Origin of the sequence: Streptomyces monomycini, from assembly GCF_022271435.1 — a bacterium.
GTDB classification, from domain to species: domain Bacteria; phylum Actinomycetota; class Actinomycetes; order Streptomycetales; family Streptomycetaceae; genus Streptomyces; species Streptomyces monomycini.
Map to the genome: position 1 here is coordinate 1 of NZ_JAFIQY010000033.1, position 16,586 is coordinate 16,586.

Below are 16,586 nucleotides of genomic sequence, written 5' to 3' on the forward strand. Positions count from 1 at the left end.
GGACGACGCCGTAGGGGGTCTCCGCGGCGGCGCGCCGCGCGGTGCGGTACGGCGCGAGTGCCGCGCACGCGGCACGGGCCGCTCGCGCCGTACCGCACCGCTCGCGTACGGCGGCGACGGCGGCCAGCGTCGCCTCCAGCATGGGCAGGCCCTGCCGTACGCAGCGCAGGCCCCCGCCGGCCCGGGGCTGCCGGGCGCGGGCCAGGTAAGCCGCGGCGAGGACGTCCGCCAGCTCCTGGTAGGACGCGCCGTCGAGCCACCATCCGGTCGCCTCCGTGCCGCTCAGAGCGGGCCACCGGGGGGCGTAGGTCTCCGCGTGGGCGGCGATCTCGATCTGCGGGGCGCGGCGGGCCAGCATGCGGAGCTGGGTGTCCTTGCCCACGTACGCCGGTCCGCTCACGGCGATGACCCGGTGTGCCGTCGGCGGGCGGTCTTCGGCCGGTGGGTTCAGGGGCATGGTGGTGACCTCCGGAGGTGCACGGTCGGACGGGGGACGGGCTTTCGGCATAAGGCGGTGCGGTGCGTTTCTTTTTCCGGGTGTTTTCACGGGTGTTTTCGTGGGTGCGAGTCGGATCGGGCAGGTGAAGGAATGACGGATGATCGACACGTCGATCTCAGGAATTCCCTGTATAGCGGTCTCCGGTGTGGTGGCCCCTGTGGTACTGAATACCGGCAGTGCGGAAAAGGCCGTGGCCCGCGGCCGGAGGTCAGGTCTTCGCGGCCGTGTCCGAGTCCGCGTCCCCGTCTGGCGTCTTTTCCGTCTCCCGTTCCGGCCCGGTGCCGGACGTCGTTCCCGTCGCCGTGCCCGGTTCCGTCTCCGCCGCCGGACGGGAGAGCGCCCAGCCGACGACGGCGGCCGCCACGAGCGAGGTCAGGCCGCCGGTGAGGAAACCGGCGCGGGGGCCGCAGGTCTCGGTGACCCAGCCGACGGCCGGCGCGGCCACCGGCGTGCCGCCCACGAACGCGATCTTGAAGAGGCTCATCACCCTGCCCCGCGTCGCGGCGTCGGCGGTGAGCTGGACGTGCGCGTTGGCGGTGGCGGTGACGGCCAGACCGGCCATGCCGACCGGGACCAGCAGGGCCGCGAAGAGCCACAGGGCGGGCGCCAGGGCGGCGGCCGTCTCCAGCGCGCCGAACAGCAGCGCCGCCGTGGTCAGCACCCGCCGCGGCGGCGCGAGGCTGCGCGCGGCCCACAGCGCCCCCGCCACCGCGCCCGCCGCCAGCAGCGAGTTGAGCAGTCCGTACACGCCGGAGCCGGTACGGAAGACCTGCACGGTGAACGCGGTCAGCCAGACGGGGAAGTTGAACCCGAACGTTCCGATGAAGGCGACCAGCACGATCGGCCACAGCAGGCCGGGGTCGCGGCCGACCTGCCGCAGGGCCGCCCTGACCTGCCCGCGGCCGTGCGGGGCGCGCTCGGCCGGGTGCATCTCGGCGGTGCGCATGAGCAGCAGGGCGGTCAGGGGCGCGAGGTAGGAGAGGGCGTTGAGGAGGAAGGCCCAGCCGATGCCCACCACCGTGATCACCACACCGGCGACGGCGGGGCCGACCAGGCGCGCGGTCTGGAAGACGGCGGAGTTCAGGCTGACCGCGTTGCGCAGGTGCTCCGGTCCGACCAGCTCGGCGACGAACGCCTGCCGGGCGGGGGCGTCCGCGACGGAGACCAGGCCCAGCACGGCCGCCATGACGTACACGTGCCAGGGCCGTGCCTGGCCGGCCAGCACCAGCACGGCCAGGACCAGCCCGGTCGTGCCCAGCGCGGCCTGCGTGTGCAGCAGCAGCCGGCGCATCGGCAGCCGGTCGGCGATCAGGCCGCCGTGCAGCCCGAGGAGCAGCATGGGCGCGTACTGGAGTCCGATGGTGAAGCCGACGGCGGCGGGGGAGCCGGTCAGCTCGACGACCAGCCAGTCCTGGGCGATGCGCTGCATCCAGGTGCCGGTGTGGGAGACGGCCTGGCCGACGGTGAACAGCCGGTAGTTGCGGATGCGCAGGGAGCCGAACGTCGTCGTGGCGCGGCGCGCGGAGCCGTCCTCGCGGCCGGGCGGGAGGGCGGCGGAGGCGGGGCCCGGCGCCCCGGTCACGCCCGCCGCCCTCGCCCGGGGCCCGGGGCCGTCCGTCTCCCGTGCGCGCGGCCGGGTTTTCTTTCTCCGCGGCACGATCGGTGTCCGGGGAAAGAACGGGTTCTGGAACGGGCGCGGCCGCCGCGCCGGAAACGGCCTCCGGAATGGGAACGCTGCATGAAATCCTCCTTCCTGCTCGCCCGGTCGACATGGTTCAGGATTCCCTCGGGGGTGCGGCATAGTCGCCGGGTGCGCAGCTTCAGCCGTAAGGCTTCCATTTCTTGTGAGCTGTAGGATTTTTGCGGTCATTCGATACGGCGTGCCGCTGTTCGCGCCGGACAATTTTTCGCGCCCGGCGCCCGGGGAGCCTTCGGCGGTGCGCGGTCGTGAGCCGGAGCGGGGGAGCGGGGCGCGCCGTGCGCCGCGCCGTACGGTGCGGAAGTTCGTATCCCGGGTGCGGCGCGCTCGAAATGCCGGGGGACCTTCCGTCATTTGGAGTAACGTACTGGTGTCGGAGCGTCACCGCCCGGGGAGGGGCGGCTCGCGCCGGGGGGTCAGGCGTCGCCAGGAAGTCCAGCCGGCACCAGAGGAGTCAGCCGCTCGTGGTCCTTGCTCACCCCGTCACCCGTGCCGTGCCGCGGAGCGCCGGCTCCGCTCCCGCTCCGAAGCCGCGCGTGCGCCCCGGGCCCCCGGTGCCTTCCGTACGTGCCGACGGGCGGTGAGGGGGTGGTCGGCAGCGAGATCAGGCCCTGCGATCACCCCAAGAAGGACGTGCGGCGGGTGCTGGAGAAGTGGGCGGCCCGCGGCTGGGTGCTGCGCAAGGACGGGCACTGGGGGCGGCTCTACTGCCCGTGTGCGGGGCGGTGCACGGTCATCCCGGTGGCGGGCACCCCGCGCAGCCCCACCGCGCACGCGCGCGTGATCGACCGGCTGGCGGCGCGGTGTCCGCTGCCGGGGGACGCGGCGAACCGCAGTCTGACGGGGATGCCGCGCGGCGAAGCGTGACCGTCGCGTCAACTGAGATGGGCCGTCGGCGGCCGTGCGTTTTGCGACAGTTGCCCATGCGAGCCGCGTGGGGTTTTGTCATGCTTTGTCTGTTGACGAACGACAACAGACCTGCAACCCTGCCCAAGGACTAGGGGGACGCCGCCATGGACTACGACTTCACCTTCGTCGTCACGGGTGCGACCGTCGACGACCAGGACGCCGTCGATGCGCTGCGCGACACCTGCGACGCCCTCCTGGCGCGGGCCGGCGGCACCGACCTGCTCAGCATCGCCTGGCCCGGCGACTGCGCGGTCCGGGCCGCCCTCGAAGCGGCCTCGGCGGTGCACGCCGCTGTACCGCGCCTGCGGGTGCGCCGCCTCGACCGCGACCTGGTCGGGATACACGAGATCGCCGAGCGCACGGGCCGCTCCCGGCAGAACGTCGCTCAGTGGGCCGCCGGGGTGCGCAAGGCCCAGGGCGCCCCCTTCCCGGCCGCCGAGGGCACCGTCGGGCGCTCCCAGGCGTGGCTGTGGTCGGAGGTCAACCGCTGGCTCGCGGCGTACGGCCTCGACGACGGGGCGGCCCACCCCACGCGCGAGGAGATGGCGGAGATCGACGTGGCGCTGGCCGGCCGGGTCTCGCTGACGTTCCGGTTCGCCGCGACCACGGGCTTCCAGGAAGGGCGGCAGCGTGTCATCGACGAGCTGCGCAACCGCCACATAAACCGGTTCCTCGGCATACTGGCGGGGTTCGAAGGGACCACGGACGAGCACGGCAACCACGTCCTGGTGGTGGCCGACGGGCGCGAACCGGTCCGCGGGGTCATGGAGCGGGTCGCGCAGTTCCCGCACGACGTGGTGCTGGTCACCGAGACCGACCAGTTCACGGTCACCGTCCTCGCCAGCCGCGGGGCGGACCGCTCGGACCGCGTGGTCCCCGTACCCGGCACGGCGACGGTCGGCGAGTGGCTCCGTCAGATCCGCGACTTCCCGCACGCGACCTTCGCCGTGGAGGGTGACGACCGTCACGCGGAGGAGTCCGCCCGTATCCAGTGGCAGCTGGCGATCGCGGCGTGAGGGCGGGCCCGTAGCGGCCTCGGCGGCGGTCCGCCCCGGCACGCCGGAGGCGGGTCCGTGCATCCGGACGGTGTGACGCGGTGTACGATCTCCCGCCCGATTGGCAGCGTTCGCCGCTGGTGTGGCACACTGTCCAGGTTGCTCGGTTGAGTGCCGATGCTGCGCGCCTCCCGCCGGGGGGACTGGAAGCGAGTCCTAGGTATTCGTCGTTCCTTATCAGGGACGGAAGTACGGGAATCTTCCGGGAAGTGCAGCGGGGTGCCTCAGCCAGGCGCCCGGTGGGTGTTCATCCCCCACGTTTTCCTTCTCGAAGGATCGCCCTTGCGGGGATCTGCGGGAAGGAGCGCGACACGCCCGACCGCGTGGGTCGGAGGGTCGGAGGATGAACGGCAACGTACCGGGTCCCAGAGCGTTACGAGAGACAGGACTACGAAGTAGCCATGGCGGGACAGAAGATCCGCATCCGGCTCAAGGCCTACGACCACGAGGTCATCGACACGTCGGCGAAGAAGATCGTCGAGACGGTGACCCGTACTGGTGCGTCGGTCGCGGGCCCGGTGCCGCTCCCCACCGAGAAGAACGTGTACTGCGTCATCAAGTCGCCGCACAAGTACAAGGACTCGCGCGAGCACTTCGAGATGCGCACGCACAAGCGCCTGATCGACATCCTCGACCCGACGCCCAAGACCGTTGACTCGCTGATGCGCCTGGACCTTCCGGCCGGCGTTGACATCGAGATCAAGCTCTGAGAGGCGCAGTAGAGATGGCTAAGCAGATCAAGGGCATCCTGGGCGAGAAGCTCGGCATGACCCAGGTCTGGGACGAGAACAACCGTGTCGTCCCGGTCACTGTGGTCAAGGCCGGCCCCTGCGTCGTTACCCAGGTGCGCACCAATGACCAGGACGGCTACGACTCCGTCCAGATCGCCTTCGGCGAGATCGACCCGCGCAAGGTGAACAAGCCCCTCAAGGGCCACTTCGCGAAGGCCGACGTCACCCCCCGCCGTCACCTCGTCGAGGTCCGTACCACTGACGCCAGTGAGTACACCCTCGGCCAGGAGCTGACCGCCGAGACCTTCGAGTCCGGCGTCAAGGTGGACGTGACCGGCAAGAGCAAGGGCAAGGGCTTCGCCGGTGTCATGAAGCGTCACGGCTTCCACGGCGGCAAGGCTTCGCACGGTGCCCACCGCGTGCACCGCAAGCCGGGCTCCATCGGTGGCTGTGCCACCCCGGGCCGCGTGTTCAAGGGCATGCGGATGGCCGGCCGTATGGGCAATGAGCGGGTCACCACCCAGAACCTGACCGTCCATGCCGTTGACGCGGAGAAGGGCCTGCTGCTCATCAAGGGCGCAGTTCCTGGTCCGAACGGCGGCCTCGTCCTGGTCCGTACCGCGGCCAAGGGGGCCTGAGGTAACCGATGAGCACCATTGACATCCTTTCGCCGGCAGGCGACAAGGCCGGGACCGTCGAGCTCCCCACGGAGATCTTCGACGCGAAGGTCAGCGTTCCGCTGATCCACCAGGTCGTCGTCGCGCAGCTGGCCGCGGCCCGTCAGGGCACGCACAAGACCAAGACCCGTGGCGAGGTCCGCGGCGGTGGCAAGAAGCCGTACCGCCAGAAGGGCACCGGCCGCGCGCGCCAGGGTTCGACCCGTGCGCCGCAGTTCGCCGGCGGTGGCGTCGTGCACGGTCCCGTGCCGCGTGACTACTCGCAGCGGACCCCGAAGAAGATGAAGGCCGCCGCCCTGCGCGGTGCCCTCACCGACCGGGCCCGCAACAGCCGCGTCCACGTCGTCTCCGGCGTGGTCGAGGGCGAGGTCTCCACGAAGGCCGCCAAGGCTCTCCTCGGCAAGATCAGCGAGCGCAAGCACGTGCTGCTGGTCGCCGAGCGCGCCGACCAGGCCGCGTGGCTCTCCGCCCGCAACCTGCCCCAGGTCCACATCCTGGAGCCGGGCCAGCTGAACACGTACGACGTGCTCGTCTCCGACGACGTGGTCTTCACCAAGGCCGCCTTCGAGTCCTTCGTGGCTGGTCCCAAGGCCGCTGAGCTCGAAGGGAGCGCCGCCTGATGACTGAGGCGACCGTTACCAGCAAGTCCTTCTCGGACCCGCGCGACCTTCTGGTCAAGCCGGTCGTCTCCGAGAAGAGCTACGCGCTGCTGGACGAGAACAAGTACACGTTCATCGTCGACCCGCGTGCGAACAAGACCCAGATCAAGCAGGCCGTCGAGGCGGTCTTCTCGGTCAAGGTCACCGGGGTCAACACGATCAACCGCCAGGGCAAGCGCAAGCGCACCCGCACCGGTTTCGGTAAGCGCGCGAACACCAAGCGCGCCATCGTGACCCTCGCCGAGGGCGACCGTATCGACATCTTCGGCGGCCCGGTCTCCTAACGGAGTCCGAGTCGTCCGGAATCGGACGAGGACTGAGAAATGGGTATCCGCAAGTACAAGCCGACGACCCCGGGCCGTCGTGGCTCCAGCGTCGCCGACTTTGTCGAGATCACGCGGTCCACGCCGGAGAAGTCGCTGGTCCGCCCGCTGCACAGCAAGGGCGGCCGTAACAACGCCGGTCGTGTGACCGTTCGCCACCAGGGTGGTGGCCACAAGCGCGCCTACCGCGTGATCGACTTCCGTCGTCACGACAAGGACGGCGTGCCGGCCAAGGTCGCGCACATCGAGTACGACCCCAACCGCACCGCGCGCATCGCGCTGCTGCACTACGCAGACGGCGAGAAGCGCTACATCATCGCGCCGCGTGGCCTGGTGCAGGGTGCTCGGATTGAGAACGGCCAGGGCGCCGACATCAAGCCGGGCAACAACCTGCCGCTGCGCCACATCCCGGTCGGTACGACGATCCACGCCATCGAGCTGCGGCCCGGCGGCGGCGCGAAGTTCGCCCGCTCCGCGGGTGCCTCCGTGCAGCTGCTGGCGAAGGAGGGCTCCATGGCCCACCTTCGTATGCCGTCCGGTGAGATCCGCCTGGTCGACGTGCGCTGCCGCGCCACCGTCGGCGAGGTCGGCAATGCCGAGCAGTCGAACATCAACTGGGGCAAGGCCGGCCGTATGCGCTGGAAGGGCGTCCGCCCGACCGTGCGTGGTGTCGTGATGAACCCGGTCGACCACCCGCACGGTGGTGGTGAGGGCAAGACCTCCGGTGGTCGCCACCCGGTCTCGCCCTGGGGCCAGAAGGAGGGTCGTACGCGTTCGCCGAAGAAGGCTTCGAACAAGTACATCGTCCGCCGCCGCAAGACGAACAAGAAGCGCTAGGAGCGGGTTTAGATGCCGCGTAGTCTCAAGAAGGGGCCCTTCGTCGACGACCACCTGAGCAAGAAGGTGGACACGCAGAACGAAGCCGGCACCAAGAACGTCATCAAGACCTGGTCCCGCCGCTCCATGATCGTCCCGGCCATGCTCGGCCACACGATCGCGGTGCACGACGGCCGCAAGCACGTCCCGGTGTTCGTCACCGAGTCGATGGTCGGCCACAAGCTCGGCGAGTTTGCGCCGACCCGCACCTTCCGCGGCCACGAGAAGGACGACCGCAAGTCGCGTCGTCGCTGATCGACCGGAGTGCGAAGACTATGACTGACACCGAAGGGACAACCATGGAAGCCAGGGCCCAGGCGCGGTACATCCGCGTCACGCCCATGAAGGCCCGCCGCGTGGTGGACCTTATCCGTGGCATGGATGCCACGGAGGCTCAGGCGGTCCTGCGTTTCGCCCCGCAGGCCGCGAGCGTGCCCGTCGGCAAGGTGCTGGACAGCGCCATTGCCAACGCGGCGCACAACTACGACCACACCGACGCCGGCAGCCTCGTCATTTCCGAGGCGTACGTCGACGAGGGTCCGACCCTGAAGCGGTTCCGCCCGCGTGCTCAGGGCCGTGCCTACCGGATCCGCAAGCGGACCAGCCACATCACCGTGGTCGTCAGCAGCAAGGAAGGAACCCGGTAATGGGCCAGAAGGTAAACCCGCACGGGTTCCGGCTCGGCATCACCACCGACTTCAAGTCGCGTTGGTACGCCGACAAGCTGTACAAGGACTACGTCAAGGAAGACGTCGCCATTCGTCGCATGATGACGAAGGGCATGGAGCGCGCCGGCATCTCGAAGGTGGAGATCGAGCGCACCCGTGAGCGCGTCCGCGTCGACATCCACACCGCTCGTCCGGGCATCGTCATCGGCCGCCGCGGCGCCGAGGCCGACCGTATCCGCGGCGAACTGGAGAAGCTGACCGGCAAGCAGGTCCAGCTGAACATCCTCGAGGTCAAGAACCCCGAGACCGATGCTCAGCTCGTGGCCCAGGCCGTCGCCGAGCAGCTGTCCTCCCGCGTCTCCTTCCGTCGTGCCATGCGCAAGAGCATGCAGTCGACGATGAAGGCCGGCGCCAAGGGCATCAAGATCCAGTGTGGTGGCCGTCTCGGCGGCGCCGAGATGTCGCGCTCGGAGTTCTACCGCGAGGGCCGCGTGCCCCTGCACACGCTCCGCGCCAACGTCGACTACGGCTTCTTCGAGGCCAAGACGACCTTCGGCCGTATCGGTGTGAAGGTCTGGATCTACAAGGGCGACGTCAAGAACATCGCCGAGGTCCGCGCCGAGAACGCCGCCGCCCGTGCGGGCAACCGCCCGGCCCGTGGTGGGGGCGGCAACGACCGTCCGCGCCGCGGTGGCGAGCGTGGCGGCCGTGGCGGCCGCAAGCCGCAGCAGAACGCCGCTGCCGAGGCCCCCAAGGCCGAGGCCGCTGCCGCTGCTCCGGCTGCTGAGAGCACCGGAACGGAGGGCTGACCGACATGCTGATCCCTCGCAGGGTCAAGCACCGCAAGCAGCACCACCCGAAGCGCAACGGTATGGCCAAGGGTGGCACCGAGCTTGCCTTCGGTGAGTACGGCATTCAGGCCGTGACCCCCGCCTACGTGACGAACCGGCAGATCGAGTCCGCTCGTATCGCCATGACCCGTCACATCAAGCGTGGCGGCAAGGTCTGGATCAACATTTACCCGGACCGCCCGCTGACGAAGAAGCCGGCCGAGACCCGCATGGGTTCCGGTAAGGGTTCTCCGGAGTGGTGGGTCGCGAACGTCAAGCCCGGTCGGGTGATGTTCGAGCTGTCCTTCCCGAACGAAAAGGTTGCGAAGGAGGCGCTGACCCGCGCCGCCCACAAGCTTCCGATGAAGTGCCGCATCGTGCGGCGCGAGGCAGGTGAGTCGTGATGGCGGCCGGTACCAAGGCGACCGAGCTGCGCGAGCTGAATGGCGAGGACCTCGTCAAGAAGCTGCGTGAGGCCAAGGAGGAGCTGTTCAACCTCCGCTTCCAGGCGGCGACCGGACAGCTTGAGAACCACGGCCGGCTGAAGGCCGTCCGCAAGGACATCGCCCGGATCTACACCCTGATGCGTGAGCGCGAGCTCGGCATCGAGACGGTGGAGAGCGCCTGATGAGCGAGAAGAATGTGACTGAGACGAACGAGCAGCGCGGCTTCCGCAAGACCCGCGAGGGTCTCGTCGTCAGCGACAAGATGGACAAGACCGTCGTCGTCGCTGTCGAGGACCGTGTCAAGCACGCGCTGTACGGCAAGGTCATCCGCCGTACGAACAAGCTCAAGGCGCACGACGAGCAGAACGCTGCCGGTGTCGGCGACCGCGTCCTCCTGATGGAGACGCGTCCGCTGTCGGCGAGCAAGCGCTGGCGCATCGTCGAGATCCTCGAGAAGGCCAAGTAAGGAATTTCCCGTCAGGGAATTCCGCTAGATACCGCCTGGGGGGTTTCCCCCAGGTCAGTTCCGCCAGGCTCGGCGGTGGGCCTCAGCAATGAGGCCCCCGCCGGGAACCGGCAGACGATCAGGAGATAGACGTGATCCAGCAGGAGTCGCGGCTTCGGGTCGCCGACAACACGGGTGCGAAGGAAATTCTCACCATCCGTGTTCTCGGTGGCTCGGGCCGCCGCTACGCGGGCATCGGTGACGTCATCGTCGCCACCGTCAAGGATGCGATCCCCGGTGGCAACGTGAAGAAGGGTGACGTCGTCAAGGCGGTCATCGTTCGCACCGTCAAGGAGCGCCGCCGTCCGGACGGCTCGTACATCCGCTTCGACGAGAACGCGGCCGTCATCCTCAAGAACGATGGCGACCCCCGCGGCACCCGCATCTTCGGCCCGGTGGGCCGGGAGCTGCGCGAGAAGAAGTTCATGAAGATCATCTCGCTCGCGCCGGAGGTGCTGTAACCGATGAAGATCAAGAAGGGCGACCTGGTCCAGATCATCACCGGCAAGGACAAGGGCAAGCAGGGCAAGGTCATCGCGGCCTTCCCCCGTGAGGACCGTGTCCTGGTCGAGGGTGTCAACCGGGTCAAGAAGCACACCAAGGCCGGTCAGACCGCTCGCGGCTCGCAGACCGGCGGCATCGTGACGACCGAGGCCCCCATCCACGTCAGCAACGTTCAGCTGGTCGTGGAGAAGGACGGCAACAAGGTCGTCACCCGCGTCGGGTACCGCTTCGACGAAGAGGGCAACAAGATCCGCGTTGCCAAGCGGACCGGTGAGGACATCTGATGACTGCCACCACCAACGCGCCGCGCCTCAAGCAGCGCTACCGCGAAGAGATCGCCGGGAAGCTGAAGGACGAGTTCTCCTACGAGAACGTCATGCAGATCCCCGGTCTGACCAAGATCGTGGTCAACATGGGTGTGGGCGACGCCGCCCGCGACTCCAAGCTGATCGAGGGTGCCATCAAGGACCTCACCACGATCACCGGCCAGAAGCCGGCCGTCACCAAGGCCCGTAAGTCCATCGCGCAGTTCAAGCTGCGCGAGGGCCAGCCGATCGGTGCCCACGTCACCCTCCGCGGTGACCGCATGTGGGAGTTCCTGGACCGCCTGCTGTCGCTCGCGCTGCCGCGCATCCGCGACTTCCGTGGTCTGTCCCCGAAGCAGTTCGACGGTCGGGGCAACTACACCTTCGGTCTCACGGAGCAGGTCATGTTCCACGAGATCGACCAGGACAAGATCGACCGGCAGCGGGGCATGGACATCACCGTGGTCACCACGGCGTCCAACGACGATGAGGGCCGCGCCCTGCTTCGTCACCTCGGCTTCCCGTTCAAGGAGAACTGACCGTGGCGAAGAAGGCTCTGATCGCTAAGGCGGCCCGCAAGCCGAAGTTCGCTGTGCGCGCGTACACGCGTTGCCAGCGTTGCGGCCGCCCGCACTCCGTCTACCGCAAGTTCGGCCTGTGCCGCGTGTGCCTCCGTGAGATGGCTCACCGTGGCGAGCTGCCGGGCGTGACCAAGAGCTCCTGGTAACACCCCCTCCCGCACGTCCGACCAGCGCCCGCACGGGCGCCCCGGCGGACGGCAGGAATCATGTGGGTGGTTCCGGAGTCTCTCGGTAAGCATCTGTTCGGCGGGGCCCCGCCCTTTGATCCCGTAGGGTAGAAGGGTTGGGCGCCCCGCCGCCCAGGAACGACTTACTACGCCGAAGGTCCCCGCGCCGCACCCGTCCCGACCCAGCTCGGGGAGAGGGATGGCGCATACAGGAAACCCCGGCGAGAGAGGCCGAAGGCCAATTCATGACCATGACTGACCCCATCGCAGACATGCTCACGCGTCTGCGTAACGCGAACTCGGCGTACCACGACACCGTCGTGATGCCGCACAGCAAGATCAAGTCGCACATCGCGGAGATCCTCCAGCAGGAGGGTTACATCACCGGCTGGAAGGTCGAGGACGCCGAGGTCGGCAAGAACCTCATCCTCGAGCTGAAGTTCGGTCCGAACCGTGAGCGGTCGATCGCCGGCATCAAGCGCATCTCGAAGCCGGGCCTGCGGGTCTACGCAAAGTCCACCAACCTGCCGAAGGTGCTCGGCGGCCTGGGCGTGGCGATCATCTCCACGTCGCACGGTCTCCTCACCGGTCAGCAGGCCAGCAAGAAGGGCGTAGGCGGAGAAGTTCTCGCCTACGTCTGGTAATTCGGGAACGGAGGAATAGCTAATGTCGCGTATTGGCAAGCTGCCCATCCAGGTTCCCGCTGGTGTGGACGTCACCATCGACGGTCGCACGGTCTCGGTGAAGGGTCCCAAGGGCTCCCTGCAGCACACCGTCGCCGCGCCCATCGAGGTCGCCAAGGGTGAGGACGGTTTCATCGCCGTCACCCGCCCGAACGACGAGCGTCAGAACAAGGCCCTGCACGGCCTGTCCCGCACGCTGGTGGCGAACATGATCACCGGCGTGACCCAGGGATTCAGCAAGGCGCTCGAGATCAGCGGTGTCGGTTACCGCGTCCAGGCGAAGGGCTCCAACCTGGAGTTCTCGCTCGGTTACAGCCACCCGATCCTGGTCGAGGCGCCCGAGGGCATCTCGTTCAAGGTCGAGTCCCCGACCAAGCTGAGCGTCGAGGGCATCGACAAGCAGAAGGTCGGCGAGGTCGCCGCGAACATCCGCAAGCTGCGCAAGCCCGACCCGTACAAGGCCAAGGGCGTCAAGTACGCCGGCGAGGTCATCCGCCGCAAGGTCGGAAAGGCTGGTAAGTAAGCCATGGCATACGGTGTGAAGGTCGCGAAGGGTGACGCCTACAAGCGCGCCGCCGCCAAGCGTCGCCACATCCGCATCCGCAAGCGGATTTCGGGTACGCCGGAGCGTCCGCGTCTGGTCGTGACGCGGTCCAACCGCGGTATCACCGCCCAGGTCATCGACGACATCCAGGGGCACACCCTGGCGTCGGCGTCGACCCTGGACGCGTCGATCCGCGGCGGCGAGGGCAACAAGACGGACCTGGCCAAGCAGGTCGGATCCCTGGTCGCCGAGCGCGCCAAGGCCGCCGGCGTCGAGGCCGTCGTGTTCGACCGTGGTGGCAAGCAGTACGCCGGGCGGATTGCCGCTCTGGCCGACGCCGCCCGCGAAGCCGGGCTGAAGTTCTAAGCCCCGGTTCCGAGCTAGCGGACGTAACAGAGAGAGGTAAATCCAATGGCTGGACCCCAGCGCCGCGGGAGCGGTGCCGGTGGCGGCGAGCGGCGGGACCGTAAGGACCGGCGGGACGGCGGCGCAGCTGCCGAGAAGACCGCCTACGTCGAGCGTGTTGTCGCAATCAACCGCGTCGCCAAGGTTGTGAAGGGTGGTCGTCGCTTCAGCTTCACCGCGCTGGTCGTGGTGGGCGACGGTGACGGCACCGTGGGTGTCGGTTACGGCAAGGCCAAGGAGGTGCCGGCCGCCATCGCCAAGGGTGTTGAGGAGGCCAAGAAGCACTTCTTCAAGGTCCCCCGTATCGGTGGCACCATCCCGCACCCCATCCAGGGCGAAGAGGCCGCGGGCGTCGTCCTGCTCAAGCCGGCTTCCCCCGGTACCGGTGTGATCGCCGGTGGCCCGGTGCGTGCCGTGCTGGAGTGCGCGGGCATCCACGACGTGCTGAGCAAGTCGCTCGGTTCGTCGAACCCGATCAACATCGTGCACGCCACGCGCGCCGCGCTCCAGGGCCTTCAGCGGCCCGAGGAGATCGCTGCCCGCCGTGGCCTGCCGCTGGAGGACGTTGCTCCCGCCGCTCTGCTGCGGGCGCGTGCCGGGGTGAACGCGTAATGGCTTCGCTCAAGATCACGCAGACCAAGTCCATCATCGGCAGCAAGCAGAACCACCGCGACACCCTGCGTTCGCTCGGTCTCAAGAAGATCAACGACGTGGTTGTCAAGGAAGACCGCCCCGAGTACCGCGGCATGGTGCACACCGTCCGCCACCTCGTGACGGTCGAGGAGGTCGACTGACATGGCGGAGAACAACCCGCTGAAGGTCCACAACCTCCGTCCTGCCCCGGGCGCCAAGACCGCCAAGACCCGTGTGGGTCGTGGTGAGGCGTCCAAGGGTAAGACCGCAGGTCGTGGTACCAAGGGCACGAAGGCCCGTTACCAGGTTCCGGAGCGCTTCGAGGGCGGGCAGATGCCCCTCCACATGCGCCTCCCGAAGCTGAAGGGCTTCAAGAACCCCGCCCACAAGCAGTTCCAGGTCGTGAACCTGGACAAGCTGGCCGCGCTCTACCCGCAGGGTGGCGAGGTCACGGTGACCGACCTGGTCGCCAAGGGCGCGGTGCGCAAGAACGAGCTCGTCAAGGTCCTGGGCCAGGGCGAGATCTCCGTGGCGCTGACGGTGACGGTGGACTCCGTCTCCGGCTCCGCCAAGGAGAAGATCACCGCTGCCGGTGGCAGCGTCACCGAGCTCATCTGAGCTCAGTGAATCAACTGACCGGGGATGCCCACGTATTGGGGCATCCCCGGTTGGTCGTTCCAAGGGGGGCATGGTCGCCGGTAAGGTGGCGTGCACTGTTGCTGTATTTTCCGGGGGTTCTTCCCCTGGACCCCCACCGCGTGGGCTAATGTCCTGCGCGGTTTTGGCCGCTTTGTATTCGTCGATCCTCAAGACCGTCACCTCTCGCTCCAGAGGCGGGAGGCGCAGGAGGCACCGTGCTCACCGCGTTCGCCCGAGCGTTCAAGACGCCCGACCTGCGCAAGAAGCTGCTGTTCACGTTGGGCATTGTGCTCGTCTACCGGCTCGGAGCGCACGTTCCGGTGCCCGGGGTGAACTACTCCAATGTCGACACCTGCATGAAGCAGGCCGGCGCCAACGGCGGCCTCTTCGGCCTGGTGAACATGTTCAGCGGTGGTGCGCTGCTCCAGATCACGATCTTCGCGCTGGGGATCATGCCGTACATCACGGCAAGCATCATCCTCCAGCTGCTGACCGTGGTCATCCCGCGTCTGGAGGCCCTCAAGAAAGAGGGACAGTCCGGACAGGCAAAGATCACTCAGTACACCCGGTACCTGACCGTCGCGCTGGCGGTCCTCCAGGGCACCGGCCTGGTCGCGACCGCCAAGAGCGGCGCGCTGTTCCAGGGCTGCCCCGTCGCCAGTGAGATCGTGCCGAGCGATTCGATCTTCACGACCATCACCATGGTCATCACGATGACCGCCGGTACGGCCATGGTCATGTGGCTCGGTGAGCTGGTGACCGACCGCGGCATCGGCAACGGCATGTCGATCCTGATGTTCGTCGGTATCGCCGCCGGCTTCCCCGGTTCGCTGTGGCAGATCAAGATGTCCGGCAAGCTGGCCGACGGCTGGATCGAGTTCTTCGCCGTCATCGTCGTGGGTCTGGCGATGGTCGCCCTGGTCGTCTTCGTCGAGCAGGCCCAGCGGCGGATCCCCGTGCAGTACGCCAAGCGGATGATCGGACGTCGCTCGTACGGCGGTACGTCCACCTACATCCCGCTCAAGGTGAACCAGGCGGGTGTGATCCCCGTCATCTTCGCTTCGTCGCTGCTCTACATCCCGGCCCTGGTGGCACAGTTCAGCGGGTCGAAGGCCGGCTGGGCGACCTGGATCGAAACCAACTTCACCAAGGGCAACCACCCGGTCTACATCGTCACGTACTTCCTGCTGATCGTCTTCTTCGCGTTCTTCTACGTCGCCATCTCCTTCAACCCCGAAGAAGTTGCCGACAACATGAAGAAGTATGGTGGCTTCATCCCGGGGATCCGGGCCGGTCGCCCCACGGCCGAGTACCTCAGCTACGTGCTCAACCGGATCACGTGGCCGGGCTCGCTGTATCTGGGTCTGATCGCGCTGGTGCCCACCGTGGCGTTGGTGCTGTTCAAGGCCAACCAGAACTTCCCGTTCGGCGGGACGAGCATCCTGATCATCGTGGGTGTGGGTCTGGAGACCGTGAAGCAGATCGAGAGCCAGCTCCAGCAGCGCAACTACGAAGGGTTCCTCCGCTGATGCGAATCGTCCTCGTCGGGCCTCCTGGGGCAGGCAAGGGTACGCAGGCCGCGTACCTCGCCAAGAACCTCTCGATCCCGCACATCTCCACGGGCGACCTGTTCCGCGCCAACATCAGCCAGGGCACCGACCTGGGCAAAGAGGCCAAGTCCTACATGGACGCGGGCAACCTGGTCCCCGACTCGGTGACGATCGCGATGGCCGAGGACCGGATGGACCAGCCGGACGCCGAGAACGGCTTCCTGCTGGACGGCTTCCCGCGCAACATCGGCCAGGCCGAGGCGCTGGACGCGTTCCTCGGGAGCAAGGGCGTGAAGCTCGACGCCGTCCTGGACCTGGAGGTCCCCGAGGACGAGGTCGTCAAGCGGATCGCCGGCCGCCGGATCTGCCGCAACGACAGCAGCCACGTCTTCCACGTGGACTACCACCAGCCGAAGACCGAGGGCGTCTGCGACCTCTGCGGCGGTGACCTGTACCAGCGCGAGGACGACCGCGAGGACACCGTCCGCAAGCGGCTGGAGGTCTACCACACGGAGACCGAGCCGATCATCGACCACTACAAGGCCCAGGACCTGGTCGTCACGATCCTGGCCCTCGGCAAGGTCGACGAGGTCACCCAGCGCGCGATGGCCGCGCTCGGCAAGGCCTGACAGGCACGAGAAGCACACGTACGGCCGCGGTGCCCGGGCATGGGCGCCGCGGCCGTATCGTGTATGGGG

At 67.9% G+C, this 16,586-nt stretch carries 26 protein-coding genes and 1 pseudogene; 25 read left to right on the forward strand and 2 right to left on the reverse strand.

Features of this window, described 5'->3' with window-relative positions; genetic code table 11:
• Together JXZ78_RS28990 and JXZ78_RS28995 are read right to left on the reverse strand one after the other, a co-directional pair.
• A pseudogene (locus JXZ78_RS28990) lies at positions 1-457 on the reverse strand (hypothetical protein); the annotation flags it as partial.
• A 250-nt stretch (positions 458-707) separates the two neighbouring features.
• On the reverse strand, positions 708-2,081 hold the full coding sequence (locus JXZ78_RS28995) for an MFS transporter (protein ID WP_050501945.1): 1,374 nt from the start codon (positions 2,079-2,081) through the stop codon (positions 708-710).
• Between the two features lie 684 nt (positions 2,082-2,765).
• On the opposite strand from JXZ78_RS28995, the gene JXZ78_RS29000 reads away from it, so the two are divergent.
• The 25 genes from JXZ78_RS29000 to JXZ78_RS29120 all read left to right on the forward strand — a co-directional run bounded on the left by JXZ78_RS29000 (position 2,766) and on the right by JXZ78_RS29120 (position 16,517).
• Positions 2,766-3,065 (forward strand): hypothetical protein, encoded by a 300-nt coding sequence (locus JXZ78_RS29000; RefSeq protein ID WP_238783450.1) that lies wholly within the window; start codon positions 2,766-2,768, stop codon positions 3,063-3,065.
• 146 nt (positions 3,066-3,211) lie between these two features.
• Positions 3,212-4,123: a helix-turn-helix transcriptional regulator gene (locus JXZ78_RS29005; RefSeq protein ID WP_030016993.1), complete on the forward strand. Its 912-nt coding sequence runs from the start codon at positions 3,212-3,214 to the stop codon at positions 4,121-4,123.
• Positions 4,124-4,563: 440 nt separating this feature from the next.
• Positions 4,564-4,872 (forward strand): 30S ribosomal protein S10, encoded by a 309-nt coding sequence (rpsJ, locus tag JXZ78_RS29010; protein ID WP_004571821.1) that lies wholly within the window; start codon positions 4,564-4,566, stop codon positions 4,870-4,872.
• A gap of 14 nt (positions 4,873-4,886) precedes the next feature.
• The gene (rplC, locus tag JXZ78_RS29015) at positions 4,887-5,531 is read left to right on the forward strand and encodes a 50S ribosomal protein L3 (RefSeq protein WP_030016992.1); all 645 of its coding nucleotides are present in this window, start codon (positions 4,887-4,889) and stop codon (positions 5,529-5,531) included.
• 8 nt (positions 5,532-5,539) lie between these two features.
• Positions 5,540-6,190, forward strand: coding sequence for a 50S ribosomal protein L4 (rplD, locus tag JXZ78_RS29020; protein ID WP_030016991.1), 651 nt, complete (start codon positions 5,540-5,542; stop codon positions 6,188-6,190).
• Entirely contained in the window at positions 6,190-6,513 is a 324-nt protein-coding gene (gene rplW, locus JXZ78_RS29025) for a 50S ribosomal protein L23 (protein WP_030016990.1), read from the forward strand. The genes rplD and rplW overlap by 1 nt, the downstream gene beginning before the upstream one ends.
• A gap of 39 nt (positions 6,514-6,552) precedes the next feature.
• Positions 6,553-7,389, forward strand: a complete 837-nt coding sequence (gene rplB / locus JXZ78_RS29030; protein ID WP_030016989.1) for a 50S ribosomal protein L2 — start codon at positions 6,553-6,555, stop codon at positions 7,387-7,389.
• A 12-nt stretch (positions 7,390-7,401) separates the two neighbouring features.
• A complete protein-coding gene (gene rpsS, locus JXZ78_RS29035) occupies positions 7,402-7,683 on the forward strand; it encodes a 30S ribosomal protein S19 (RefSeq protein WP_030016988.1) in 282 nt (93 codons plus the stop codon).
• Between the two features lie 44 nt (positions 7,684-7,727).
• The gene (gene rplV, locus JXZ78_RS29040; protein ID WP_006604878.1) at positions 7,728-8,075 is read left to right on the forward strand and encodes a 50S ribosomal protein L22; all 348 of its coding nucleotides are present in this window, start codon (positions 7,728-7,730) and stop codon (positions 8,073-8,075) included.
• A complete protein-coding gene (rpsC, locus tag JXZ78_RS29045) occupies positions 8,075-8,905 on the forward strand; it encodes a 30S ribosomal protein S3 (protein WP_030016987.1) in 831 nt (276 codons plus the stop codon). Before rplV ends, rpsC begins: the two co-directional genes overlap by 1 nt.
• Positions 8,906-8,910: 5 nt before the next feature.
• Positions 8,911-9,330 (forward strand): 50S ribosomal protein L16, encoded by a 420-nt coding sequence (gene rplP, locus JXZ78_RS29050; RefSeq protein WP_004571829.1) that lies wholly within the window; start codon positions 8,911-8,913, stop codon positions 9,328-9,330.
• Positions 9,330-9,554, forward strand: coding sequence for a 50S ribosomal protein L29 (gene rpmC / locus JXZ78_RS29055; protein WP_030016986.1), 225 nt, complete (start codon positions 9,330-9,332; stop codon positions 9,552-9,554). The genes rplP and rpmC overlap by 1 nt, the downstream gene beginning before the upstream one ends.
• Complete coding sequence (gene rpsQ, locus JXZ78_RS29060) at positions 9,554-9,838, forward strand: 30S ribosomal protein S17 (RefSeq protein ID WP_004571831.1); 285 nt, start codon at positions 9,554-9,556, stop codon at positions 9,836-9,838. Before rpmC ends, rpsQ begins: the two co-directional genes overlap by 1 nt.
• Positions 9,839-9,969: 131 nt before the next feature.
• A complete protein-coding gene (gene rplN / locus JXZ78_RS29065) occupies positions 9,970-10,338 on the forward strand; it encodes a 50S ribosomal protein L14 (RefSeq protein WP_003974257.1) in 369 nt (122 codons plus the stop codon).
• Positions 10,339-10,341: 3 nt separating this feature from the next.
• Complete coding sequence (gene rplX / locus JXZ78_RS29070; RefSeq protein ID WP_030016985.1) at positions 10,342-10,665, forward strand: 50S ribosomal protein L24; 324 nt, start codon at positions 10,342-10,344, stop codon at positions 10,663-10,665.
• Positions 10,665-11,225: a 50S ribosomal protein L5 gene (gene rplE / locus JXZ78_RS29075; protein WP_030016984.1), complete on the forward strand. Its 561-nt coding sequence runs from the start codon at positions 10,665-10,667 to the stop codon at positions 11,223-11,225. The genes rplX and rplE overlap by 1 nt, the downstream gene beginning before the upstream one ends.
• Before the next feature lie 2 nt (positions 11,226-11,227).
• A complete protein-coding gene (locus JXZ78_RS29080) occupies positions 11,228-11,413 on the forward strand; it encodes a type Z 30S ribosomal protein S14 (protein WP_004571834.1) in 186 nt (61 codons plus the stop codon).
• 266 nt (positions 11,414-11,679) lie between these two features.
• Positions 11,680-12,078 (forward strand): 30S ribosomal protein S8, encoded by a 399-nt coding sequence (rpsH, locus tag JXZ78_RS29085; protein WP_004571835.1) that lies wholly within the window; start codon positions 11,680-11,682, stop codon positions 12,076-12,078.
• Between the two features lie 22 nt (positions 12,079-12,100).
• Positions 12,101-12,640, forward strand: coding sequence for a 50S ribosomal protein L6 (gene rplF / locus JXZ78_RS29090; protein ID WP_030016983.1), 540 nt, complete (start codon positions 12,101-12,103; stop codon positions 12,638-12,640).
• 3 nt (positions 12,641-12,643) lie between these two features.
• The gene (gene rplR / locus JXZ78_RS29095; RefSeq protein ID WP_030016982.1) at positions 12,644-13,027 is read left to right on the forward strand and encodes a 50S ribosomal protein L18; all 384 of its coding nucleotides are present in this window, start codon (positions 12,644-12,646) and stop codon (positions 13,025-13,027) included.
• Positions 13,028-13,072: 45 nt separating this feature from the next.
• Positions 13,073-13,678, forward strand: a complete 606-nt coding sequence (gene rpsE / locus JXZ78_RS29100) for a 30S ribosomal protein S5 (RefSeq protein WP_030016981.1) — start codon at positions 13,073-13,075, stop codon at positions 13,676-13,678.
• Entirely contained in the window at positions 13,678-13,860 is a 183-nt protein-coding gene (gene rpmD, locus JXZ78_RS29105; RefSeq protein ID WP_030016980.1) for a 50S ribosomal protein L30, read from the forward strand. The genes rpsE and rpmD overlap by 1 nt, the downstream gene beginning before the upstream one ends.
• A gap of 1 nt (position 13,861) precedes the next feature.
• Positions 13,862-14,317, forward strand: coding sequence for a 50S ribosomal protein L15 (rplO, locus tag JXZ78_RS29110; RefSeq protein ID WP_030016979.1), 456 nt, complete (start codon positions 13,862-13,864; stop codon positions 14,315-14,317).
• Positions 14,318-14,553: 236 nt separating this feature from the next.
• Positions 14,554-15,867 (forward strand): preprotein translocase subunit SecY, encoded by a 1,314-nt coding sequence (gene secY, locus JXZ78_RS29115; protein WP_030016978.1) that lies wholly within the window; start codon positions 14,554-14,556, stop codon positions 15,865-15,867.
• Positions 15,867-16,517 (forward strand): adenylate kinase, encoded by a 651-nt coding sequence (locus tag JXZ78_RS29120; protein WP_030016977.1) that lies wholly within the window; start codon positions 15,867-15,869, stop codon positions 16,515-16,517. Before secY ends, JXZ78_RS29120 begins: the two co-directional genes overlap by 1 nt.
• The last annotated feature ends 69 nt before the right edge of the window (positions 16,518-16,586 follow it).